This is a genomic window from Chitinophaga sp. (assembly GCF_035538455.1).
Taxonomy (GTDB): domain Bacteria; phylum Bacteroidota; class Bacteroidia; order Chitinophagales; family Chitinophagaceae; genus Chitinophaga.
The window spans coordinates 33,897-57,159 of record NZ_DATLKJ010000246.1; the positions used below are offsets into that span (position 1 = coordinate 33,897).

The 23,263-nt window shown below is 45.8% G+C and carries 19 protein-coding genes; 5 read left to right on the plus strand and 14 right to left on the minus strand.

The window, feature by feature from the left end:
* Window positions 1-57 precede the first annotated feature (57 nt).
* The 8 genes from VM802_RS28820 to VM802_RS28855 all read right to left on the minus strand — a co-directional run bounded on the left by VM802_RS28820 (window position 58) and on the right by VM802_RS28855 (window position 11,680).
* A complete protein-coding gene (locus VM802_RS28820) occupies window positions 58-1,869 on the minus strand; it encodes a cytochrome c oxidase subunit I (RefSeq protein WP_325537329.1) in 1,812 nt (603 codons plus the stop codon).
* A gap of 114 nt (window positions 1,870-1,983) precedes the next feature.
* On the minus strand, window positions 1,984-3,033 hold the full coding sequence (locus tag VM802_RS28825; protein ID WP_325537331.1) for a cytochrome c oxidase subunit II: 1,050 nt from the start codon (window positions 3,031-3,033) through the stop codon (window positions 1,984-1,986).
* Window positions 3,034-3,097: 64 nt separating this feature from the next.
* Complete coding sequence (locus VM802_RS28830; RefSeq protein ID WP_325537333.1) at window positions 3,098-4,303, minus strand: quinol:cytochrome C oxidoreductase; 1,206 nt, start codon at window positions 4,301-4,303, stop codon at window positions 3,098-3,100.
* Window positions 4,304-4,346: 43 nt separating this feature from the next.
* Window positions 4,347-4,958, minus strand: coding sequence for a c-type cytochrome (locus tag VM802_RS28835; protein ID WP_325537335.1), 612 nt, complete (start codon window positions 4,956-4,958; stop codon window positions 4,347-4,349).
* A gap of 83 nt (window positions 4,959-5,041) precedes the next feature.
* The gene (locus VM802_RS28840; protein ID WP_325537337.1) at window positions 5,042-5,635 is read right to left on the minus strand and encodes a DUF3341 domain-containing protein; all 594 of its coding nucleotides are present in this window, start codon (window positions 5,633-5,635) and stop codon (window positions 5,042-5,044) included.
* Between the two features lie 47 nt (window positions 5,636-5,682).
* Window positions 5,683-7,119, minus strand: a complete 1,437-nt coding sequence (gene nrfD, locus VM802_RS28845; RefSeq protein ID WP_325537339.1) for an NrfD/PsrC family molybdoenzyme membrane anchor subunit — start codon at window positions 7,117-7,119, stop codon at window positions 5,683-5,685.
* 116 nt (window positions 7,120-7,235) lie between these two features.
* Window positions 7,236-10,298, minus strand: coding sequence for a TAT-variant-translocated molybdopterin oxidoreductase (locus VM802_RS28850; protein ID WP_325537341.1), 3,063 nt, complete (start codon window positions 10,296-10,298; stop codon window positions 7,236-7,238).
* 110 nt (window positions 10,299-10,408) lie between these two features.
* Complete coding sequence (locus VM802_RS28855; RefSeq protein ID WP_325537343.1) at window positions 10,409-11,680, minus strand: c-type cytochrome; 1,272 nt, start codon at window positions 11,678-11,680, stop codon at window positions 10,409-10,411.
* A 448-nt stretch (window positions 11,681-12,128) separates the two neighbouring features.
* Between VM802_RS28855 and VM802_RS28860 the strand changes: the two genes are divergently transcribed.
* The 3 genes from VM802_RS28860 to VM802_RS28870 all read left to right on the plus strand — a co-directional run bounded on the left by VM802_RS28860 (window position 12,129) and on the right by VM802_RS28870 (window position 14,242).
* Window positions 12,129-12,875 carry a copper resistance protein NlpE N-terminal domain-containing protein gene (locus tag VM802_RS28860; protein WP_325537345.1) on the plus strand — a complete coding sequence of 249 codons (747 nt, stop codon included), beginning with the start codon at window positions 12,129-12,131 and terminating at the stop codon, window positions 12,873-12,875.
* A gap of 45 nt (window positions 12,876-12,920) precedes the next feature.
* Window positions 12,921-13,487, plus strand: coding sequence for a phosphoribosylglycinamide formyltransferase (gene purN, locus VM802_RS28865; protein WP_325537347.1), 567 nt, complete (start codon window positions 12,921-12,923; stop codon window positions 13,485-13,487).
* 83 nt (window positions 13,488-13,570) lie between these two features.
* A complete protein-coding gene (locus VM802_RS28870; protein ID WP_325537349.1) occupies window positions 13,571-14,242 on the plus strand; it encodes a hypothetical protein in 672 nt (223 codons plus the stop codon).
* Between the two features lie 2 nt (window positions 14,243-14,244).
* Here VM802_RS28870 and VM802_RS28875 read toward each other — a convergent pair whose 3' ends face one another.
* The 3 genes from VM802_RS28875 to VM802_RS28885 all read right to left on the minus strand — a co-directional run bounded on the left by VM802_RS28875 (window position 14,245) and on the right by VM802_RS28885 (window position 18,449).
* Complete coding sequence (locus VM802_RS28875; protein ID WP_325537351.1) at window positions 14,245-16,707, minus strand: TonB-dependent receptor; 2,463 nt, start codon at window positions 16,705-16,707, stop codon at window positions 14,245-14,247.
* A gap of 146 nt (window positions 16,708-16,853) precedes the next feature.
* Window positions 16,854-18,038 carry a GTP-binding protein gene (locus VM802_RS28880; RefSeq protein WP_325537354.1) on the minus strand — a complete coding sequence of 395 codons (1,185 nt, stop codon included), beginning with the start codon at window positions 18,036-18,038 and terminating at the stop codon, window positions 16,854-16,856.
* 12 nt (window positions 18,039-18,050) lie between these two features.
* The gene (locus tag VM802_RS28885; RefSeq protein ID WP_325537356.1) at window positions 18,051-18,449 is read right to left on the minus strand and encodes a MerC domain-containing protein; all 399 of its coding nucleotides are present in this window, start codon (window positions 18,447-18,449) and stop codon (window positions 18,051-18,053) included.
* A 262-nt stretch (window positions 18,450-18,711) separates the two neighbouring features.
* Here VM802_RS28885 and VM802_RS28890 point away from each other — a divergent pair, with 262 nt between their 5' ends.
* A complete protein-coding gene (locus tag VM802_RS28890; protein WP_325537358.1) occupies window positions 18,712-19,338 on the plus strand; it encodes an SCO family protein in 627 nt (208 codons plus the stop codon).
* 10 nt (window positions 19,339-19,348) lie between these two features.
* Window positions 19,349-19,783, plus strand: a complete 435-nt coding sequence (locus VM802_RS28895; RefSeq protein WP_325537361.1) for a Fur family transcriptional regulator — start codon at window positions 19,349-19,351, stop codon at window positions 19,781-19,783.
* A 69-nt stretch (window positions 19,784-19,852) separates the two neighbouring features.
* Here VM802_RS28895 and VM802_RS28900 read toward each other — a convergent pair whose 3' ends face one another.
* The 3 genes from VM802_RS28900 to VM802_RS28910 all read right to left on the minus strand — a co-directional run.
* Window positions 19,853-21,574, minus strand: coding sequence for a M3 family oligoendopeptidase (locus VM802_RS28900; RefSeq protein ID WP_325537363.1), 1,722 nt, complete (start codon window positions 21,572-21,574; stop codon window positions 19,853-19,855).
* An 89-nt stretch (window positions 21,575-21,663) separates the two neighbouring features.
* Window positions 21,664-22,332 carry a DUF5606 family protein gene (locus tag VM802_RS28905; RefSeq protein ID WP_325537365.1) on the minus strand — a complete coding sequence of 223 codons (669 nt, stop codon included), beginning with the start codon at window positions 22,330-22,332 and terminating at the stop codon, window positions 21,664-21,666.
* Window positions 22,333-22,426: 94 nt separating this feature from the next.
* Window positions 22,427-23,263 (minus strand): hypothetical protein (locus tag VM802_RS28910; protein WP_325537367.1); only part of this gene is annotated, 837 nt, incomplete at its 5' end.

Below are 23,263 nucleotides of genomic sequence, written 5' to 3' on the forward strand. Positions count from 1 at the left end.
CTCCGGAGGCTGCAATCGTGTTGAAGGATGGCTGCCGCCGGAATATTGTGCTATATCTTAGTGTGCAGACTCATTAGGACCCACAGGCTCAGTCTGTGGAATGAATTCACGACCGTCTTTACTGTAATCGTAAGCCCAGCGGTGAACTTCAGGAATCTCACCAGGCCAGTTACCGTGACCAGCGTGGATCGGAGTCGTCCATTCCAGGGAAGTTGCATTCCATGGATTCTGCACAGTTAATTTCCTTCCTTTGAAAATGCTGTAGAAGAAGTTGAACACGAACAGCAGCTGCGTAGCAAATACGAGAATTACCACAATGCTGATGAACTGGTTCAGGCCATTGAACTGGTTAAAGGAAGTCCAGTTGGCGTAATCGAAATATCTTCTAGGCATACCGGCCATACCTTCGTAGTGCATTGGCCAGAAAATCAGGTAAGCGCCTGCCAGTGTTACCCAGAAGTGTACGTAACCCAATGTGTTGTTCATGAAGCGGCCGTACATTTTAGGGAACCAGTGATAGATACCAGCGAACATACCGAAGAACGCGGACACACCCATTACGATATGGAAGTGTGCAATTACGAAGTATGTATCGTGCAGGTGAATATCGATAGAAGAGTTACCCAACCAGATACCAGTAAGACCACCGGAAATGAAGGTGCTCACGAAACCGATAGAGAAAAGGGAAGCCGGTGTGAAGCGGATATTACCTTTCCAGATGGTGGTGAGCCAGTTGAACACCTTGATGGCTGATGGTACCGCGATCAATAATGTAAGGAGTACGAAGAATGCACCCAGGAACGGATTCAGACCTGTTACGAACATATGGTGCGCCCAAACCAGGAAGGCCAGGATACAGATGGCGAACAGTGAACCGATCATCGCGAGGTAACCAAAGATAGGTTTGCGGGAACTTACCGCAAGTACTTCAGAAACCATACCCATTGCAGGGAGGATGATGATATATACTTCAGGGTGACCTAAGAACCAGAATAAGTGTTGATAGAGAATAGCGCTACCGCCTTCATTAGACAGTGCCTTACCGGCGATAAAGATATCAGACAGGTAGAAGCTGGTGCCTGCATGACGGTCCATCAGCAACAGGATGAAGCCAGACAGCAGCACAGGGAAGGACAGTACGCCCAGTACAGCAGTAAAGAAGAATGACCATATAGTCAACGGCATCTTGGTCATGCTCATACCTTTGGTACGCATATTCAGGATAGTGGAAATATAGTTCAGACCACCGAGCAGCTGAGAAACAACAAACAGCGCCATGCTGGTAAGCCACAGGTCCACACCTATTTTAGAGCCGATGGAAGCATCTCCCAGTGCACTCAACGGAGGATACATCGTCCAACCACCGGAAGCAGGTCCTGTCTGTACAAACAGGGAAGCAAGCATTACCAGGCTGGCCAGGAAGAAGAACCAGTAGCTAAGGCAGTTCATGAAAGGAGAGGCCATATCGCGGGCACCTACCTGCAGAGGAATCAGCAGGTTAGAGAAAGTACCGCTCAAACCGGCAGTTAATACAAAGAATACGAGAATGGTTCCGTGCATTGTAACCAATGCATAGTAAGCCTCAGGAGTTATACGGCCACCTTTTGCCCAGTGACCCAGAATGCTTTCCAGCCAAGGGAAAGTAGCGTCAGGAAAGCCCAGTTGCAAACGGAACAGTACAGAAAAGAAAGCACCAATGATAGCCCAAACGATACCAGTGATCAGGAACTGTTTGGCAATCATTTTATGATCCATGCTGAACACATACTTCGAAATGAAACTGTCTTCATGGTGGTGCTCATGACCATGATGATCATGCGCGCCGTGCATTACCTCCTGTTGACTGTGCAATGTTGCTTCGTTACTCATAATCGGTTCGATTTATTAATAAACTAACGCCCTGGAAGTATCGTCGTTTGTCAGTTTGTCTTTAATATTTTTAATTGTACTGCGTCAAATTTTTCTTCTACACAAAATTACGGCTTACTTGATATTGGCAGCCACAGTTTTTTGCGTGCTATCAGCTTTGGGAGCGCCGGCAGGTGCAGCCGGAGCAGCAGCTGGATGAGCGAGTGCATACTGTAATGGTTGTTTAGCAACCCAGGCGTCATATTCTTCCTGCGTTTCTACAACGATTACTCCTCTCATAGAGTAGTGGCCAACACCACACATCTGATCGCAGGAAATTTCGTATGTGAAGTCCGGATTACCGGTTTTTTCCTTCATTTGTTTAGTGGTGAACTTAGGCGTAAACCACAGGGTAGTAGGGATACCAGGAACCGCATCCATTTTCATACGGAACTGGGGTAAACCAACGTCGTGAATTACATCGCGGGAACCGATTACAAATTTTACGGGTTTGCCAACTACCAGGTGAACCTCAGTAGCCATGAAGTCATCTTTGTTGAGGGCATCGTTCCAGTCCATACCCAATGGATTGCTCGCAGCTTCGTCGATCAGTTTAAAATCGCGGCGGCCGAGCTGACCATCTTTACCTGGGTAGCGGATGAGCCAGTTAAATTGTTTTCCGGTAATTTCTACTACAGCTGCGTCTTTAGGAGCGTCTGAAGTTAATTGGAACCAGTGTTTCAAACCGAAAGCAACGAGTACGGTCAGTGCTATCGCTGGGATAACAGTCCAGATTACCTCAAGTTTGTTGTTGTGAGGGAAATAGAAAGCTTTGCGGCCTTCTTTCTCCTGATATTTAAATGCGAACCAGAACAGGAGTATCTGTGTAATAACGAATACGACTCCGGTGATCGCCAGTGTTACATAGATGAGGGTATCTACCCCTTCACCCTGTACTGAAGCAGATTCACCCAGGATCTTGCCTTTCAGCAATTCGTTACAGTAGTACACGCCGATGAGACCCAGCACCAGGAATGCTATCAGCAGGAAACCATTGATGCGGTTACTTTGCTGGCGCGCTTTCTTTTCTCCCTTCAATATGGACACATATTCGCTCGCCTTCGCAATCTGGAAGATGACTATGAATATGAGAACAATAACTAAGACTGCTAAAAATCCTGACATTGCTATATGAAATAATTAAGTTATCTAATGCTTTTCTATTGCTTAATCTCCGTTATCACCCATATCAGGTGTGGTGAACGATACTTTCTTTCAGGTAAGGATGATTCTTTGGAACCAATGCAGCTTTTGTGAGCTGGTTGGAAACCAGGAATATAATCAGCCCAACGAAACCAAGACCGAGCCCCAGTTCATACCAGGGGAATACCAGGTGTTTCACTGTACCAGGGTAAACCATCTGCCAGAAGTCCAGCCAGTGACCAAAGATAATCACGAATGCCATAAACACTACAGCTGTATAGTTACGTTTTGTGTCCCTTTTCATGAGGAACAGGAGCGGAGTGATAAAGTTGATAAGGAGGTTCAGGAAGAAGATTGGTCTCCATTCGCCCCATACGCGTGGCTGGAAGTATGCTGTTTCTTCCGGCATGTTAGCGTACCAGATAAGCATGTACTGGGAGAACCAGAGGTAAGTCCAGAAGATGCTGAACGCAAACATAAATTTACCGAGGTCATGCAGGTGCTCTTCAGTAACATAAGTCAGATAACCATGTTTCTTCAGGTATACTACAAACAGAGCGATCAGCGACAAACCGGATACCCAGCTGCTGGCAAAAGTGTACCAGCTGTACATAGTGGAGAACCAGTGAGCATCGATGCTCATGAGCCATAACCAAGGAGTAGTAGAACCAACGCTGAGAGTAAATACAACCAGGAATCCACCGCACCAAACGGTGTTTCTCCAGATCAGTTTACGGCCTGTTTCAGGACGCAGATCCCAGCCATCTTCCTCGATAGACATCTTGCGCAGTCTGAGGGTAAAGAATACCCACAGTGCAAGTGTGATAATAGTGGCAGTGGTAAAGAAACCTTTGTTGAGGAAAGCCGATTTCCAGGTCAGAATTTTGTCTTCTGCAACGTGGTGTGTATTTACCCAATGGTAGATATGTTCTTTTCCACCGAATACAAGAATCATAACAACTACAAACAATATAGCTGCCAATGTAGGAACTGCCATGGAGATAGCTTCCGGAACACGACGGAAGGCAATCTGCCAACCTCCATGCGCCAGCGTAGTGGCCGCTATAAAGAAGGTGCTGGCCAATGTAATCAGCAAAAAGAAGCTGCTGTTCTGCAACAGACCGGCCCAAAACCGTGTCGCGTTCTCACCCTGAAACGCAATTAATCCGATCAATAAAGTCAGCAAGCCCACGCCCATTAACACGAAGCTGGTCCTTTTTAATCTTGCCGGTACTACAAATTGGTCTTTCATTACTGTATATTAAAATACTTGTTTGAAATTCGTTTTATCTCTCTTATTTCGCTGATGTGCTATCCGTCGCAGGAGCTGCTTCGGCCTGAGGCTGTGCAGCGGCTGCGCCTGGCTGTTTGCTTCTGATATAAGCGGCCACTTTCCAGCGCTGTTCTCTATCGAGCTGGCTGGCGTAACTACCCATCATATTGTAACCATAGGTCATTACATGGAACAGACGGCCTTCTGTATAACCAGCTTTAGCGCCGGCAACCAGGTTGGCAGGAGCTGCAGGGTAGGGGCCATCGCCACCTTTATACAGCGGTCCGTTACCATCCAGCGCAGTACCATGACAGATACCGCAGTAGATATTGAATAAACGTTCTCCCTCTTTCAGATCAGCGGGAGTGATCGTCAGCGGATTTTTGATCGTATTAGCCAGCGCCGTATCTGACTCTTTCAGATGGTATGGCAAAACTTCACCTCTTTTTACTGTTCCTTCCACTGGCTTTAAGCCTGACAAACGAGCATTATAAAATTCATACGCACGGGATTCATACATGTCGGGCATATAAATCCTGCCGGGCTTTCTGTTGTGCTCTCCTTTGTTACAGGCTGCCAGGAAAGCTCCAGTTGCCAATGCGGCTACAATCAATATGTTGGAAGTCCTTTTCATCAGAAATTATTTATCTAGCTTTCATTAGTTCTTGCTTGCTCAAATCCTAATGTCGCAACTGTATTGTTTAGCTGTTATTGTAATTAAGCGTTTGCAGTTTGAATTTTACGCAGATAAGGTTCGTCGTTCTTGTCAAATCTACCGAACCACCATCCTGCTTCAGCTTTCTGTTCGTTCACATCGTGAGCGCCAGCAGCTGTGAGGAAGTTTTTCACTTCTTCTGCATTGGTTTTTTCTGTCAGCTCGATTACCATTACAAACTTGTCGTCTGTCTGTCTTGGGTGGAAAATGTGCTTTTTCACACCTGGCATGATCTGGCACAGGTAGCAAAAAGTCATCACCATACCTACTGCTGCAAACAGTACAGTCAGCTCAAACGTAATTGGAATGAATGCAGGTAGCGGGAAATGCGGTTTACCTCCAATATTCAGCGGCCAGTCAACATTGAATACCCAGCTCATGAAAGTTAAAGCCGTGGTAGTACCGGTGATACCGTATATAAAACCGGCTGTGTGCAGGCTGGTTTCTCTCAGGCCCATCGCGTGGTCAAGGCCATGAACCGGAAAAGGAGTGTACACATCGTGTAATTTGTAGCCTGCGGTACGTACTTTCTTCACCGCTGGAAACAACACCGCCTCATCATCAAACAACCCTACAACAAAATTTTTAACAGCCATATATTTAAAAATTCAAAGTCCAAATAATTAATTCTGTCAATCGTCTTTTAGTGTGCGTGTGCAACGTCGTGAGCAAATTTCTCAGCGCTTTCCTCTTCGTATACTTCCATTTTTTCTTTGAAGTTTTCGCCGGATGTTTTGAGGATAGACTTGATTTCAGCTACCGCAATTACCGGGAAGTATTTCGCAAACAGGAAATAGCAGGTGAAGAACAGACCGAATGTACCCAGGTAGAAACCTACTTCAGGCCAGGACGGACGATAGTAAGACCAGCTGGAAGGCAGGTAGTCGCGATACAGTGAAGTACAGATGATCACGAAACGCTCAAACCACATACCAATGTTCACGATGATAGACATGAAGAATGTTACGGCTACGCTTCTTCTCATTTTGCGGAACCAGAACACCTGCGGGCTGATCACGTTGCATGTCATCATGATCCAGTAAGACCATCCCAGCGGACCGGCGGCGCGGTATTTGAAGAACGTATCGAACTCATAAGGGTTAGCACCGTACCATGCCATGAATAATTCAGTCAGATAAGCGCAACCTACTACAGAACCTGTGAGTACAATTACCTTGTTCATGGCTTCCATGTGCCCCAGGGTAATATATTCTTCGAGGTGTAAGATTTTACGTGTGATAATCAGCAGTGTTTGTACCATCGCAAATCCGGAGAAGATCGCACCCGCCACGAAGTAAGGAGGGAAGATGGTAGTATGCCAACCAGGAATTACAGAAGTAGCAAAGTCAAAAGATACGATGGTGTGTACGGAGAGTACCAGCGGAGTGGACAAACCTGCCAGTACCAGTGACAATGCTTCATGACGTTGCCAGTGTTTGGTAGAACCTGTCCAGCCGAAGGAAGCAACACCATACAGCAGTTTACGCAGTTTGGTTTTAGCTCTGTCGCGGATGGTTGCAAAATCCGGAATCAGACCGGAGTACCAGAACAACAGTGAAACGGTAAAGTAAGTAGAGATCGCAAATACGTCCCAGAGGAGCGGAGAGTTAAAGTTAACCCATACCGGACCGCGGGTGTTAGGGTAAGGCAGGATGAAGAAGGCCATCCATACGCGACCCATGTGAATAATCGGGAACTGGCCGGCGCACATTACCGCGAAGATGGTCATCGCTTCTGCCGCACGGTTCACCCCTGTACGCCAACCCTGGCGGAACAGCAGGAGGATGGCGGAGATCAGCGTACCAGCGTGACCGATACCTACCCACCATACGAAGTTGGTGATATCCCAACCCCAACCGATAGTCTTATTCAGATTCCAAACACCGACACCGAAATAAATCTGCCAGAACACTGAAAATGCGCCGAAGCCCAACAGTGTCAGGGATATGAAAAAGCCTACATACCACAATTTTCCAGGCTTCCCTTCAATGGGACTAATGATATCTTCCGTTACCTGGTGATAATCCTTAACCCCGTCAACTAAAGGTTCTCTCAGTGTGGATTCGTATTTTAAATGCATATTCTATAAGCTTTTAGCTGCTAGCTTCTAGCTACTAGCCTTTGTCTTTTGTTATGATCTCAGATTCTGTAACTTCTTACTTTCTTTTACTTCTAACGATAATCTGTTAAAAGTTCTTATGCATGATGCGCTTCTTCCTTGTGTGCAGTTTCTTTCTCTGCTTTAGGCGCGGCATCTTTATTCCTGATCTTGGCCAGGTAACTAACAGAAGGTAATGTGTGGGTTTCTTCCAGCACATAGTACAGCCTCTCTGTCTGTTCCTCATTACGGATCTTATAGATTTCGCTGTTCTTGTCGTTGACGTTACCGAAGATGATAGCATCAGCGGCGCATGCTTGCTGGCAGGCAGTTTTAGCGGCTCCGTCTTTCAGCGGGTGACCAGCTTTCTTCGCGTCCAGTTTAGCTTCCTGCAGACGCTGTACGCAGAAGGAACATTTCTCCATCACACCACGGCTACGAACCACCACATCGGGGTTCAACACCATGCGGGTGAGGTTGTCGTTCATATCTGCTACATCATACAGGTTATTTTCGAAGCTGTCTGCACCGTTCCAGTCTCTCCAGTTGAGGCGACGTACTTTGTACGGACAGTTGTTAGCGCAGTAACGGGTACCGATGCAACGGTTGTAAGCCATCTGGTTGATACCTTCAGAGCTATGGTTGGTAGCGCCTACCGGGCAAACGTTCTCGCAAGGAGCGTTATCGCAATGCTGGCAGATCATCGGCTGAAACACTACTTCCGGATTGTTTTCGTCGCCGCTGAAGTAACGGTCGATACGGATCCAGTGCATTTCGTGTGCCTTACCAACTTCCTCTTTACCTACTACAGAAACGTTGTTTTCTGCCTGACAAGCAATAGTACATGCACCACAACCGAAGCAGGTGTTCAGGTCGATGGACATGCCCCATTTGATACCAGGATAGCTATAATTAGGGTAGAGCGTTGCATCTTTACGGAAGTCAGCACCGAACTTCTTCAGTTCTTCTCTGTCTTCGTTCACCTCTTTCGGGTTCTTGATGAACTCTTCGAGGGTAGTTTCTTTAATGATAGGACGGCCTTCGTAGCTATTGTGTGTCTGTGTAAGTGCAACTGGGAATTTCTCGCCGGTTGCTTCCACAGTTGCGTCAACTGCGAAGTAGTCAAAGGTCTGGCCATTGAAGCTTACAAATGGATAAGCATTCTTACCTATCTGACCGGCAGCTTTACCGGAGTTGTTGCTGCGACCATAACCCACGGCGATGGCAATTACGTCAGGATGCAGACCTGGAACAATCAGGAGCGGCAGCGTAACTTCTTTACCGTTGGCTTTTATTTTCAGTACTTTCTTCTCAATGTTGATTTCGTAGTCATCGCCGAGCTGAGTAGAGAATGTCTTAGCCAGTGTGTTAGAAACACAAGCGTAGTTATCCCATGTTGCGCGGGTGATCGGATCAGGCATTTCCTGTAACCAGGGGTTGTTTGCCAGTCTACCATTACCGATAGCTACTTTTTCGTAGAGTACCAGTTCATATTTGCCGCCTTTCTTCGCGCTGCTGATTTTTGCAGCTGCACCAGCGATATCGCCGGAGAAAGTAGCGCCAGACAGTGCGGGAGCAGTAGCAGGTTCTACAACACCGTCCTGCAGTGCTTTATCCCATGCTTCAACACCGCCCAGCTTGCTTACCCATTCGTTCTTCAGGTAGTCAGCCCATGCAGTGGTGTTACCAGCCCATGTGAGCAGGGTATCCTGTATTGCGCGGGTTTTGAAAAGAGGAGCGATGGTAGGCTGTGCAAAGCTGGTATAACCAGGCCTTCCTTCAGCATCATTCCAGCTTTCGAGGAAGTGATGATCAGGAGCAACATATTTACATAACTCTGTAGTTTCGTCTTGTCTGTCGTTGAAGGAAACTGTCAGTTTCACTTTCTTCAGACCGTCCGTAAATTTCTGCGCTTCGAAGTAATCGTAGGCAGGGTTAGCGCCATAAACCAGTACTGCACCGATAGTGCCGGCGTTCATGTCGCTTATCAGCTTGGTCATGTCGCTGTCCACACCCTGACGGTAGTTGGAAGGAGCTGCCCAGTCGATAGTGGTACCGTTTGCGCCAATGGTATTGTTAATAGCGTTTACGATCAGTTGTACATTCACATCGTTAGAACCGCTAACAACCAGCGCTTTGCCGGCGTTGGCTTTCAGTTCTTTCGCTGCCTTCTGGATACCAGCTTCAACTTTGGCGTCCAGTTTTGGAGCTGTTACGCTTCCGCCTACAGCAGCCAGCAGTGCGAGTGCAACAGCACCGCTTTCAGAAGGTTTGTGAGTATATCTTTCGTCTGCGTTGGCGCCGGTAAGACTCATGTTGCTTTCGAATGTGAAGAGCTTGGACATTTCCGGTTTCTTCGCATCGATCTTACGGGTTTGAGCAAACTGTTTAGTGTATTCTGCAGGGTTAAGCCATGTTCCCAGGAAATCGGCGCCAAGGCTTACGATAGTTTTGGCGTTCTCGAAGTGGTAAGAAGGGATAACTTTTTTGCCATAAGCAGCTTCGTTAGCCAGCAGCATACCGGAGTATGAAACAGCATCGTATACTATATGACGGAAGTTGGCATATTTACTCTGGAACTCAGCTATCACTTTTTTAGTAGTGGGGCTGAGGATAGAGGAACTTAATAAAACAACAGGAGCACCGCCTAAACCGGCCAGTGCTGCAGTTACTTGTTTATCCAGTTCAGCCCAGGTAGTTTCCGTACCACCGATAGAAGGGTAACGGAGACGGGCCACATCGTACAGGCTCAGTACAGCACCCTGTACTTTAGCTGTGGTAGCACCTTTAGTGATTGAGGATAAAGTGTTACCTTCTATTTTGATGGGACGACCTTCGCGGGTTTTTACAACGATAGGCAGGTATTCGCCATCAGTTATAAAGGTAGAAGCATAATAATTGGCTACACCTGGTGTAATCTCTTCAGGCTTGTTCACATAAGGAATAGCCTTGTGTACAGGTGTTTCACAGCTGGCAGCAATGGTAGCAGCTGCTGTGGTGAACCCCAGGTATTTCAGAAAGTCCCTGCGGGGGGTAGTTGCATTCAGCAGGCCTTCACTCTCAAACGGCAATTCTTCTCTGAATTCGTCCTTCACAATCTCCTGATGCGCAGCGGTATTGTGCAACTCCTCCAAGCCTTTCCAATACTTTTTTTGCTCCATGTTATATTAACGAGTTACGTTTTATAAATTTTGATATCTTCTGAAACATTTCCGGGTTTCCTGATCCTCCTATTATTAGAACCCAAGCGCCCGGAACTGCTAAATCCTTCCTAGTAGTGACATTTTTGACATTCTGTACCACCTACCATTTCAACTGTTACGCTATCGATCTTCTTATCTTTAATATCCTGATGAAGCTTTTCGAAAATGCTGTAATAGTTGTTGTCAGCGAACTGCACTTTGGTAGTACGGTGACAGTTGATACACCAGCCCATTGACAAGTCTGCGAACTGATGTACTTCGTCCATTTCGGTGATTGCGCCGTGGCAGGTCTGGCATTGTTGTTTGCCGGCTACTACGTGCTGAGAGTGGTTGAAATAAACGTGGTCAGGCAGGTTGTGGATCTTAGTCCATTCAATAGGACGACCAGGCTTGGTATACTTACCAGCTTCAGGGTCCCATCCTACGTAATCGTATAATTTAGCTATTTCAGCAGTACCATTCACTTTCTTACCTTCTGCGGTGAACAGCTCAGGACCAGCGTATTCCTTAATGGCCTTGTGACAGTTCATACAGATATTCTCAGAAGGAATCATGGCGTGCTTGCTCTTCTCTGCACCTGCGTGGCAATACAGACAGTTGATCTGGTTGATACCGGCGTGTACTTTATGGCTGTAGAAGATAGGCTGTTCAGGCATGTAGTCTTTCTGACGACCCAGGCCAATTGCGCCATTGATAGTGAAGTAACCACCTACCATGAATAACACCAGGATACCCAGCGCTATGTAGGTTTTGTTTTTGTAGAAAGGAATCGGTTCCGGGGTAGGAACGCCGTCTTTATCGCTGGCCAGCTTGTTCAGGTTGCTGTTGATCTGCATGAGGATCAGGGCTACCACTGCCAGTACCAGGGTAATAATACCAAACAGAAGACTGTTGTCGCTGCCTTTTTCCTGAGTGCCTTCGGCCTGGCCGCCGGCAGCAGGTTTAACACCAGGTTCTTTTGCCCCTTCCACTTTAATGTAAGCCAGGATGTCGTCAATCTCTGCATCACTTAATGCAGGGAATGCCGTCATCGCAGTTTTGTTGTACTCATTAAAGAGGTCATTAGCGTACTTATCTCCGGACGCCAGAACAGCGGCAGAGTTGTGAATCCACTGGTGCAACAGTTTCTTGTCGGGCCAGCGGTCTTCTACGCCTTTCAGTGCAGGACCTGTCAGCTTCTTGTGGACATTATGGCATGAAGCGCAATTCTGTTGGAATGTTGCCTTACCCTTAGCAGGATCCGCCGCCTTTACAGAGGAGAACGGAATGACTATACTAGCGCATAGAATAAGCACACTCACAAAATGCTTGCGCAAAAGAATGGAAACACGACGATACACAGCCTATATAGTTTAGATTTGACCTAAAGTTTCTTAAAAGTGCCAGCAAAAATAAGACACAATGTTGACAATTTACCAACAAATAAAAAATTATTTGACGTATATCATGCCCTTTTTCATCTGCCTTTTTTGCGTTATTCAAGCTGAAGTCTTTGATGGTAGCCAATTACAGAGCATCAGACTTATAATCTTTCAAAACTTATTATTTTGATTGAAAGTTGAATCCCTTTGTAGTAGCCCCTCTGCATATAAATATGGTGTGTGGTTTCCGGGGGATATAAGAATAATATATGCAGATAAAAGTTTTGATAACGGGTCCCTATATCCTAACTCCTCTTATATAATAATATTAACACTCGCTCGGGTCATTAATTCCTGTGAGTATACTATTTTTACCATAATAACCGATTCAGAACGAGAATGTTCATTCACTCATAAAAAACATTCCATGAGAAAACTATTATATCTGTCTGGCATCATAGCAATACTAGCCGCCTGTAATAACAGCGGAACTCCCTCCAATACCGATAGCTCCGGCGTACCCGCTGCTAACCACACCACCGCAGTCCCCATCACCGGTACTTACCAGGGCACACTGCCCTGTGCCGATTGCCCCGGCATGGACTACCAGATAAGCCTGTTCGATGATCATACCTTTAGTGAACTGGTTGCCTACCAGGGCAGGGGAGAAAATGTTGCTGAAGTGGAAAGCGGTACCTGGAAACAACTCAATGACTCCGTTGTGCTCATCCAGAAAAAAACAGACAGCAGCTCCTTCCTTGCCTCAGACGGAAAACTCCTGCTTCTCGACCGCCAGGGCAAACGCATTGAAGGCGCCCTCGCCAGCAATTATGTGCTAAAACCCGTGGAAGGCGGCGACCGCCGAAGCATACACGCAGGAAAAGTAAAAACCGGCGTCGTATTCACCGCAAACGGTAATGAACCCGGCTGGACCCTCGATCTGGATAAGAAGAAAATTCTCTTCCACTCCATGAACGGCGACAGCTTGCAGGCCAATCTACCTGCTCCTAATCCCAATTCCGACAGTCTGAAGATATATACCACGCCGGAAATCACCATCAGCATCCGTAATAAGGCATGCGCGGACGACATGAGCGGAGTTATGTTTCCCAACACCGTAGAGCTGAAAATAAAAGATAAGTTGTATCACGGATGTGGTGAGTACCTGAAATAAAATTGTAATTCTCTATTTTTGCGCCACTAAAAACGGAGAAGAGCTTTGAAAAATATCGCCATATTCGCATCAGGAGCCGGCAGCAATGCCCAGAAGATCATAGATCATTTCAGAAATTCAGACAAGGGACGTGTAGCAGTGATCCTCTGCAACAAACCAGGCGCTGGTGTTTTAGATATTGCCCAACGGGAAGGTATACCCGCAGTATTAATAGAGAAAGACAAGTTCCTCCATTCAGATACTTACATTGCGCTCCTGCAGCAATACCAAACCAACCTTGTTGTGCTGGCAGGATTCCTTTGGAAAATTCCCGGGAACCTCGTCAAGGCATTTCCTGGTCGTATCATCAACATACATCCTGCATTACTACCGAAATTCGGAGGCAAAGGAATGTACGGCCACTTTGTACATGAAGCGGTAATTGCCGCCGGAGAAACAGAAAGTGGTATCACCATCCACTATGTGAATGAAAAATATGATGATGGTGAAACTATTCTGCAGGAACGCTGCATCATCACCAAAGATGATACACCGGAAACCGTAGCACACAAGGTACAGGCGCTGGAACATCAATGGTTTCCGGTAATTGTGGAACGATTATTGTCAAAATAGCATTTAACATCTGCCTTGCGCTTTAAGTGTTAACTTTGTTTTACAGGCTGAAGGCTTCTCCTAAAATCCTCCCTTACAACTGTATGAAAACGACGCTGCTACTCACAGGGTTTTTCAGTTTTCTGACGATATTTTCCTATGCACAGGAAACCGGGAAATCCGTACACAGGAACACCTACCTCAAGGTGAATCCTACAACACTGATTAACGAACTGGATATTTACCTGGAACAGGAAGTATCAGACAAACTAAGCATAGAAGTTGGCGTAAGTGGTATTTATACAGACTATCCGGATTATGTGCTGGCCAAGAAAATTGATATCGGACAGAAAAAACCTGATATCAGCACCAGCCAGTTTGTAGACGGCCGGGGACTTGGTTTCCGCGCAGGCTTACGCTGGTACCTTATTTCCAGGGATGCCCTGCCCTCCAGGGCTGCAGGCACCTACTTCGAACCAATCGTCTTCTACAAAAAGGTTTTCTATCCAAACGAAGATGTGGATATTAACGGGAGTACCTATACGAACTCCGGCTTCAAAGATGTATTCGGATTGCAGGTATTGCTCGGCAGGCAATTCAGAAAAGATAAAGTCGTATTTGATCCCTACATTGGTATTGGCGTCCGCAGTAAAATATATAATTATAATACCTATACCAACAGCGAATCAGGCGTAAAAAGCAACGACGGCAGGCTTGTAAGTGTATTGCCCAGCCTGCAGTTAGGTATCAAGCTGGGCCTCAGCCTACACAAATAACTTCAGAACGGCACCACCACCTTGGCGCTGAAATTTCTTCCCATATTGTATATCCCCAATCTTCCATTAGGCGATGCACTGTAATATTCAAAATATTTCAGTCGGTTCATATTAGCCTGATAAGCCACATCAAACACATTGTCCAACTGCAGGAACAGCTCACACACTGTTCGTCCTTTTCTGTTGACAATACCCGCGCCTGCACCTATATTAAATAAGGTATAACCAGCTGTATAAGTTTCCGTATCATCAACGCCGTAGAAGTGTGACTGTCCTGCAAAATGATCCACTTCCAGGCGGCCGTATACTTTTGAGAACGCACCAAAATTACGTTGGGCCGTTGCCTTTAGCTCAGAGCGTATATGCATAGGCGGTATAAAAGGCAGATACTTCGCCGCTTTACCATATTTACTGATCAGCTCATTGTTCCTATTCAGTCCTTCCGTATAGGCAACACTGTTATTCAGTGCAAGCCAGGGTACAATACGCGGATGTAGGTTGACGCTCACTTCAGCACCATAAAGACGGGCCATCGATTGCTGGTAACGGTAAGTCGCATTTCCCGGAACAATTACTACAGGATCGCCATTGTCATCGTATAACCGTGCCTGATAGATATAGTTTTCTATGTTGTTGTTGAATAGCTCTACACTGATATCCAGATCTTTCAGATAGGCCAGGAAACCAATATCTTCCTGGAGACTGAACTCCGGCTTAAAGCCACGGTTGCCGAGGTATACGATATGTGCGCCGGGATCGAGGCCGTTGGAGCCGATCTCTGTAATATTCGGTGCACGGTATCCACGTGCGATGTTAGCCTTCACCAACACACGCTCGCTCAGATTATAAGTAAATCCAAGACTCCCGGAAATACCGGTGTAATTGTGCCTGAACACTGGAAACTGAAGACGGGCGCCAACCGTATCGGGCAGGTTCACTTTCTTTTCAAAGCCATTCTCTTTATTCTGTCCTACATAAAAATCATTCCAGTGGATATGTCTGCTGTCATAACGGATACCACCCGATATATCCAGTTTTCCGAAAGATTTTTTGGCGAACAGAAATCCTCCTATGTCAAGAAGATGATAATCCGGGATAGGAAAATCAGTGGCTTTCTTGCTCTTATTGTTCTGGTACATGCCATTTACTCCAATGGTGGTCTCCAGGCCATTAAGAGTCGGGAGATTATAACGTACGTCATAATTTAGTGTATTCAACACCACATACAACCCCGGCTGGGCTGGCATTTCAGGATGATTATACTCGCGGCGCACGCTCCGCTGGATACCAATAGTAGTGGTAATGTCACCCTTGCCCAGCAGCCATTTGGTATGGTTATACAAACGGTAATGTTGTATACGCTGATGCAACGGATTGATGTTATAAGTCCGTAACTCATTGTCGGGCACAATAGGCCGGTTCTTTATGCTGTCTGTTTCGTTGATCTGACGCGTGAACTTACGGGTTAGTGAATCGCGGCTGCCATCAGGGATTTCCTGGGTGTTGTCATACAGTGTAGCCCCCCATTGCGAATGGCCCCATGCTTTATCCACCCTGGCCAATGCTGTAAGATTATACTCCCTGTAGGCAGTACCATAAACATAGCCATCAACTTTATTACGATAGTTGTGTGCAGCTTTCAGGGTACCACGCAGTACATACTTCCAGTCATTCCTGTTATAGGCCAGACCCAGGGAAGAGCCGATCATACCATTATTGCTGTGATAGTCTGTAAGAAAACTGCCTTTCAGTTTTCCACCTTCCAGCTCCGGAATATCAGGGATCATGTTGATAACCCCAGCTAGTGCATCTGAACCATAAGTCAGACTGGCTGGCCCTTTTATCACTTCAGCCCTGGCAATGCCATACTGGTCTATCTCAATGCCATGCTCATCCCCCCACTGTTGACCTTCCTGGCGCACGCCGTCGAAAAGCGTCAATACCCTGTTGTAGCCAAGTCCGCGGATAAATGGTTTGGAGATATTAGGCCCTGTCGTAACAGCACTTACCCCTGGAATACCTTTTACAATCGCATCAATGATGTTGTTGTTGACATTCATATTCATTTCCCGCTTACTGATAACAGCAATAGGAATGGGGTTCTTGCGTACAGCAGTAGCACGGGATACGCCGGTTACGACTACTTCATTCAGCTTCGAAAGATCTTCTTCGAGGGATATGTCCAGTGAAATGGTTTGCCCCGCGGATACGGTACGTTTGAGCGATATCGGCTGATATCCAACCATGGATACCTTTATCTCCCAGTTGCCAGGCCTTACATGACTGATCACGAAATTTCCCTGCTGATCGGCAACAGCACCGGTTTTCAGGGCAGGTACAGCAACATTGGCAAATTGTATGGGCTTGCCAGAGGCAGAAACTTTTCCTTTAATAATTCCTTGTTGCGCCCGTGCTGATAATGCAAGTATAACAGCTAATAAAAGTGTAGGTAAATGTTTCATCATTTCTTTAATACGCTGATAATGAAGGATCGGGGAGGTCTTCGGATAGTAACAAATTTTACACTCTCCGATCCGTTTATTACTAAAAATTATTTTCAACAAATCTACATCTCAAATTTATACTTGTCTTAATTATTTTTTAGACTAACCTAAATATCAGGGAATGGATCTTTAAACACCTTGCTACTCCTGGCCAGTTCTAGCTCCTTGTCAGTGCACTGGCAACGGTCCATTTCGTAAATGATAGCATGCATATCCAGATCCTGCCCGATAATGACCAGTTCATTGTATCTGTCTGCAAAGCGATCATCCCAGCGGTCCGTTACCAATTGCAGGGTTTCTTCATCCATCTGCCATTGTTCACGCGGAATGGCACACCACCAGTACCCGGCTTTTTCTGCCCGCAACGAGCCACCTGCCTGGCTCCAGTTGAGCGCCACATTAGGCCTTGAAGCCAGCCAGAAGAGCCCCTTGCTACGAATAACATTGTTAGGCCACTGTTCATTGATATAATGCCAGAAGCGTTCAGGATGAAAAGGCCGGCGACTGCGATATACAAAAGAAGAAATGCCATACTCCACTGTTTCAGGGGTATGCTCATGTCCGAGTTCCGCCTGCCAGCCAGCACTCTGCGAGGTCGTCTCAAAATCAAAGAGCCCGGTATTCAGTATCTCGTTTAGGGACACCTGTCCGTTAACTGCCTCTATGATTTTTGCGTTGGCGTTCAACTTACGCAGGACATTTTTAAGGATTCCTAATTTTTCAGAACTAACGAGATCACATTTGTTTAACACAATCACATTGGCAAATTCCACCTGATCTGTAAGCAGGTTCACAATGGTGCGGCGATCTGCAACATCATCCGTGAGCTGGCGGTCTGCAAGCAGTTCCATACTTCCGTAATCATTTACGAAGTTGTATGCATCCACCACGGTCACCATAGTGTCCAGCCGGCTAACAGCGCTGAGATCAATACCATTCTCTTCGTCCTGGTAACAGAATGTCTGCGCTACAGGAATTGGTTCAGATATGCCGGTAGATTCTATCAGCAGATAGTCGAACCGCTCTTCCATAGCCAGCTTAGCCACTTCTTTCAGCAGGTCTTCCCTCAATGTGCAACAAATACACCCATTGCTCATCTCCACCAGTTTCTCGTCTGTCTTGTGCAACACATTTTCATTCTTCACCAGCTGCGCATCAATATTCACTTCGCTCATATCATTCACAATAACGGCTACACGAAGACGCTCACGATTGTGTAACACGTAATTGAGGAGTGTAGTTTTACCTGCGCCGAGAAAACCACTCAGCACGGTAACAGGTAATTTTTTCATTGTCAGTAAAAGTTAATGTTTATGTATCCTGCAGTCCCTGCATTTACGATGATTCATAAGGTGCGCGGCCACGATAGCTGCGGCGCCAACACAAATCAGGGTGTATTCCCATAATAATTCCATAGATCTGAAATGCCCAACCAGCAATAAGATGAAGCCTGTTGCAAACAACAGCAACGGTAATCGCCGGCGATGATACCTGTAATATCCGCGCCCCAGCGCCACACATCCTATCAGGAATGAAAAACTCAATAATCCATATTCAACACCCGCATGATCCGTTATACTGATGCCCAGCAGCGGCATGATTGCCAATGCCATCGGAAGCAGTGCGCAGTGTACCGCGCAAACCAGGGAAGCTCCTATACCTAAAGCGTCGAGATTCATCTTGCTGAAAAATCGTTCCTCCATAACTCATTGTTTCTTTCCTTAACAAAGCTATGAATATTTGCAACAATGTTGCAAATATATTTTCAGTAATTTCGTAGAACAATAAAATTGATTTTGACTGAGGGTGATTATCAGGAAACAGATCACATATTTTTTAACCTGTAAATGGCTAATAGTCTGCTGAAAAAAGTCATGCAAAGGTCATGATGATGTGCTTATGTAAACTATGTGCTACCTTTGTAAATCGAATAAATTTTGACTAAAACAGCGGGGATTTTCACCTATGTCTAAGAAAGCGATCATACTAATTACATTTTTCGTAGTGCTCAGCGTTGGCTTCCTGGGATATGCAGGATACGTGATAAAAGGGGAGCGCGGCTCTTTCTTTGGTAAGGAAAAACTACCTATTCTGGGCGTACCTGGACATACCGTTCCCGGCTTTTCCTTCACAGACCAGGAAGGTAAAATCAAAACCAAAGAAGATGTAAAAGATAAAATCTATGTAGCGGAATACTTTTTTACCACCTGTACAGGTATTTGTCCAAAGATGAATGCCAATATGGAAAAAGTATATGCAAAATATAAGAATAACCCGGACTTCCTGATTTTGTCACACACCGTAGATCCTGAGCATGACAGTGTTCCGGTACTGAAAGCCTACGCTGAAAAGCATGGCGCTGACGCCAAAAACTGGTGGTTCCTCACCGGCAGTAAGAAAGATCTTTACAGGCTGGCCCGCCAGGGATATCTTGTAGACGATGGTACATATACCGGGGATGAGGATTTTGTACATACCCAGTGGTTTGCCCTGGTAGATAAAACAGGACAGATACGAGGCCTGTATGAAGGCACCAAGAAACAGGATGTAGAAAAACTTATTGTTGATATAGACCGTTTAATGGAAGAGTAAAGTTTTTGTTATGACCACCAAACAACATTTAACAGAAAGAATAGGCAACTTACTTAAAGAGAGTAAGCTCAGTGTTACAGAAACCAGAACCAAAATACTGGAACTGTTTATGAAAAGTTCCGGAGCGCTTGAACACAGTGACTTTGAAAAGCTCACCGGCAAATCGTTTGACCGCGTTACCGTATACCGTACCCTTCAGACGTTCCTCGATAAAGGCATTATCCATAGTATACCTACTACCGACACCAGTATAAGATATGCCCTGTGTAAATCTGAATGTTCTGAGCACGATCATCACGATCATCATGTGCATTTCAAATGTGAGGAATGTGGTAATACCATCTGTCTTGATGAAACAGATGTTCCACAGATACAGCTGCCCAAAGGTTATGCAGCGCATAATGTAGAAGTGATTGTGAGTGGCGTCTGTAAATCATGCAAATAAGACCTATATATAAAAACAAAAGGCCACAGTGTAGATCCTGCGGCCTTTTTTACGGGTAAGATAACCCTGTTATAATTTCTCAATTTCGTTCTTCACAAAATCAGCCAGCTCCTTAACATATGCAGGAGAGAAATCGAATTTTATTCCGGCTGCTGCGTACAGTTCAGGTAATGTTTTTGTATTACCGAGGCCCAGTGCTTTCACATAATTATCCAGCGCCTGGTTTTTGTTTTCCCTGTATTGCTTCCACATAGCAATAGCACCCAACTGTGCAATACCATACTCAATATAATAGAATGGTACTTCAAAGAGATGTAGCTGCTTCTGCCAGAAGATAGCACGATAATCTTCATGCCCCTTCCAATCCACTACAGATGGTGAGAATTCATTAAGGATCTCTACCCATTTTGCAGTACGTTCTTCCACTGTATGCTGCGGATTTTCGTATATCCAGTGCTGGAATTTATCAATCGTGGCAATCCATGGGAAGATCACGATAGCCCTTTCCAGTTGTTGCAGACGCGCACGGCGCAGCTGCTCTTCATCGTCGAAGAAGATATTCCAATGATCCATTGTGAAAAGCTCCATGCTCATACTGGCCACTTCGGCTATTTCCATGGGATACTCCTTGAATGCACTGAGCGAAAGATTGTGGCTCAGAAAGGAATGTACTGCATGTCCACCTTCATGTACCATAGTAGTGAGGTCTTTCATCTGGCCAGCAGCGTTCATGAAAATAAACGGTACACCGGTTTCCGCCAGCGGACAGTTATAACCACCGGGAGCCTTACCCACACGGCTTTCCAGGTCGAGGCGGCCCATTTTTTTCATCACACGCAGGCAGTTGCCAAAGAAAGGTCCCAGTTCATCGAAAGTGGTGATGGCTTTATTGATCAAATCTTCACCTGTAGTGAATGGTGCCAGTGGCTCGGTACCAACAGGTTCTGCTTCAGTATCCCAGGGCCTCAGCACCTCCAGCTTGAGCTTACTTTTTTGCTTCTCCAGTATCTGCTGTACAAGTGGTACAATATGCGCTTTGATGGCATCATGAAAATGGAAGCTGTCTTCTTTCGTATAATCAAAGCGGCCCAGCTCTTCGAATTTATAGTCGCGGTAGTTTTCGAAGCCAGCATTCTTGGCTATCTGGTAGCGTTTTGCTATAAGATTGCTGTAAAGTTTATCCAGTGCGTCTTTGTCCTGCAGTCTGCGTGCAGCTGTCTTAGTGAAGACTTCTTCTCTCAGCTGACGATCACTGTTTTCCAGAAACTTGGCTGCCTGTTGCAACGTATAGTCCTGACCCTTAACATTGATCGTCATTTTGCCGGCGATCACGCCATATTGCTGAGCCATTACGCTCAACTCAGCCTGGATTGGAATATTCTCTTCGCGGAAGAGCTTAACCTGCTTGTGTACGTTACGGAGATAAGTTTTATAAAGCTCCTGGTCAAGATCCTTCAGGAAAGGGCTCTCCAGCAGTTTTTTGTTGAGTGCATCCGCATAGGGTTGCAGGCGGGGTTGTATTTCCATGCAGAAGTAGGTGAAGGCCTCTTCCAGTTCTTTGCTGGTGGTATCACATGTCATACGGATCTGCCTCCAGCAGGCGTCTTCACTTACCACAGCTTCCAACTCGCTGATGTCCCTGAGCCATTGCTCCAGTTCAGCCACATTACCTATGCTCTGTTGCTGCAGCGCTTCATAGTAGGGCTGCAGAGTTTCCCAGGTAGTCACCGTATACGTTTCCGGTAAAAAGTGACGGGGAAGTTTCTGTATATCTGCGTTTAAATTATTCATTTTACTAAAATAAAAAATTCCAGGCTACTATCCGCATTAAAACATACGACATAGTAGCCTGGATTATCTTGTGGTACAACGACCGGAAATTATTCTTCTGTTTTCTTCTTGCGTGGCTTAGCAGCTTTCTTAGGCTCCTCACCTTCAACAGCAGGAGTTTCTTCCTTTTTAGCTTTTGCTTTCTTAGGAGCTTTTTCCTCTTCGCCCTCTTCTTTGGTAGCGGCTTTCTTAGCGCGCGGTTTTTTAGGTTTTTCTTCAGTTGCTTCTTCAGCGGTAGCAGGTTCTGTTTTCTGTTTTTTTGCAGGAGCTTCGTTCACCTCTTCAACAGCAACTTCTTCGGCCTCTGCTTCTTCACCTTCAGCCAGTATTTCCTCAAATTTCAGCAGATCATTCGCCTTCAGAATACCAAACCATTTCACCATTTTCTTCATATCGCTAACATATACCCTTTCCTCATCAAATTCAGGGAATACGCCTTTGAAATAAGATTTGATGGCATTGTTATCTGCTTTACCGTCAATTATTGGAAAAGCTGTTGCTTTTTCATCCATAGCCTTAAAAACTTCGGCCAGGTTTACATTTTCGCCGGTAGTGAATACTTCAATACTTTCCAGTGGAGTAAAATTATGCACGCGGGAAGACACAAATCTTGTGCTTTTATCTTCCAGTGACCTGACAATGGCGCCATCTTGTTTGCTGGCTACTAACTGAAACAAACCGCCCAATCCGGTTACTGCAACAATTTCTCTGTACTGCATGTTCAAATTTTTAGGAAGCGCAAATATAAATAATTATAATAGATGTAGGCCGACAAATTTTCGCGCACAAAAATGCCAGCTTTAAGGGGCACCTTTATTTCAACTTTCGTGCCATCGCTATTGTCTTCTTACGTCTTATTACCTGTCCATCTGTGCTATATATCTCAACAAAAAAAATATAAATGCCCGGCGGCAAAACTAAGGTTTTTTCTCCTAAGCCATCCCAATATAGCGTCTCCTTATTTCCTAACAACAAGTTCCTGGCCAGGGAACGTACCGGCCGGCCATTGGCATCAAAAACAGTAACATTAGCAACCCAGCCGGGGCCGGGCATTTCGAGAGCCAGTATGGCCCGGTCATCTATCCCGTCGTTATCGGGAGAAAAGATGTCAGGCTCAAGGCGGATATGTTGATCATTTACAGCTACCGGCCATTGCTGGGAATTACGGTACCCTGGGGTTGCACCACCATTACCTGCAGAGGTCCAGTTACCTGGCACGTCCGCCAACCGGTTAACCTCCAAACGCTCCAGAGATACGCCTTTCGATTCGCTCACCAACGTATGATGCATAGCTGCTGAGTAAGGGAGTTCATCGATGATTACGCTATCGTACCTTAAAAGAACCAACCGTCCTGCGTTTCCGGGCATTGACGGAAGCCGGCCTGTTACCTGGATATTTTCCCTTTCCCGGCAATTATAATAGCTACACAGTAGTTCTGCATCTATTGTCAACGCCACCATATGTCCCGGCATCAGCAAACGCCCGTCAGTGCTTATTATCCTCCTGGTATCGAGCGTTCCGTCCTGCCGACGTGCACATACACGCAACTCCTGCAGGCTGATAGCCTTGCTACTGCGATTATACAACTCAATAAACTCCGGTATCTCCGTTGGCGGATCCGGTAATATTTCATTGAATACAACATCCTG

Excerpts from the sequence above, each read along its gene's own strand:
- VM802_RS28820 (WP_325537329.1), bottom strand. The coding sequence starts at position 1,869 with ATGAGTAACGAAGCAACATTGCACAGTCAACAGGAGGTAATGCACGGC.
- VM802_RS28825 (WP_325537331.1), bottom strand. The coding sequence starts at position 3,033 with ATGTCAGGATTTTTAGCAGTCTTAGTTATTGTTCTCATATTCATAGTC.
- VM802_RS28830 (WP_325537333.1), bottom strand. The coding sequence starts at position 4,303 with ATGAAAGACCAATTTGTAGTACCGGCAAGATTAAAAAGGACCAGCTTC.
- VM802_RS28835 (WP_325537335.1), bottom strand. The coding sequence starts at position 4,958 with ATGAAAAGGACTTCCAACATATTGATTGTAGCCGCATTGGCAACTGGA.
- VM802_RS28840 (WP_325537337.1), bottom strand. The coding sequence starts at position 5,635 with ATGGCTGTTAAAAATTTTGTTGTAGGGTTGTTTGATGATGAGGCGGTG.
- nrfD (WP_325537339.1), bottom strand. The coding sequence starts at position 7,119 with ATGCATTTAAAATACGAATCCACACTGAGAGAACCTTTAGTTGACGGG.
- VM802_RS28850 (WP_325537341.1), bottom strand. The coding sequence starts at position 10,298 with ATGGAGCAAAAAAAGTATTGGAAAGGCTTGGAGGAGTTGCACAATACC.
- VM802_RS28860 (WP_325537345.1), top strand. The coding sequence starts at position 12,129 with ATGAGAAAACTATTATATCTGTCTGGCATCATAGCAATACTAGCCGCC.
- VM802_RS28870 (WP_325537349.1), top strand. The coding sequence starts at position 13,571 with ATGAAAACGACGCTGCTACTCACAGGGTTTTTCAGTTTTCTGACGATA.
- VM802_RS28875 (WP_325537351.1), bottom strand. The coding sequence starts at position 16,707 with ATGATGAAACATTTACCTACACTTTTATTAGCTGTTATACTTGCATTA.
- VM802_RS28880 (WP_325537354.1), bottom strand. The coding sequence starts at position 18,038 with ATGAAAAAATTACCTGTTACCGTGCTGAGTGGTTTTCTCGGCGCAGGT.
- VM802_RS28885 (WP_325537356.1), bottom strand. The coding sequence starts at position 18,449 with ATGGAGGAACGATTTTTCAGCAAGATGAATCTCGACGCTTTAGGTATA.
- VM802_RS28890 (WP_325537358.1), top strand. The coding sequence starts at position 18,712 with ATGTCTAAGAAAGCGATCATACTAATTACATTTTTCGTAGTGCTCAGC.
- VM802_RS28895 (WP_325537361.1), top strand. The coding sequence starts at position 19,349 with ATGACCACCAAACAACATTTAACAGAAAGAATAGGCAACTTACTTAAA.
- VM802_RS28900 (WP_325537363.1), bottom strand. The coding sequence starts at position 21,574 with ATGAATAATTTAAACGCAGATATACAGAAACTTCCCCGTCACTTTTTA.
- VM802_RS28905 (WP_325537365.1), bottom strand. The coding sequence starts at position 22,332 with ATGCAGTACAGAGAAATTGTTGCAGTAACCGGATTGGGCGGTTTGTTT.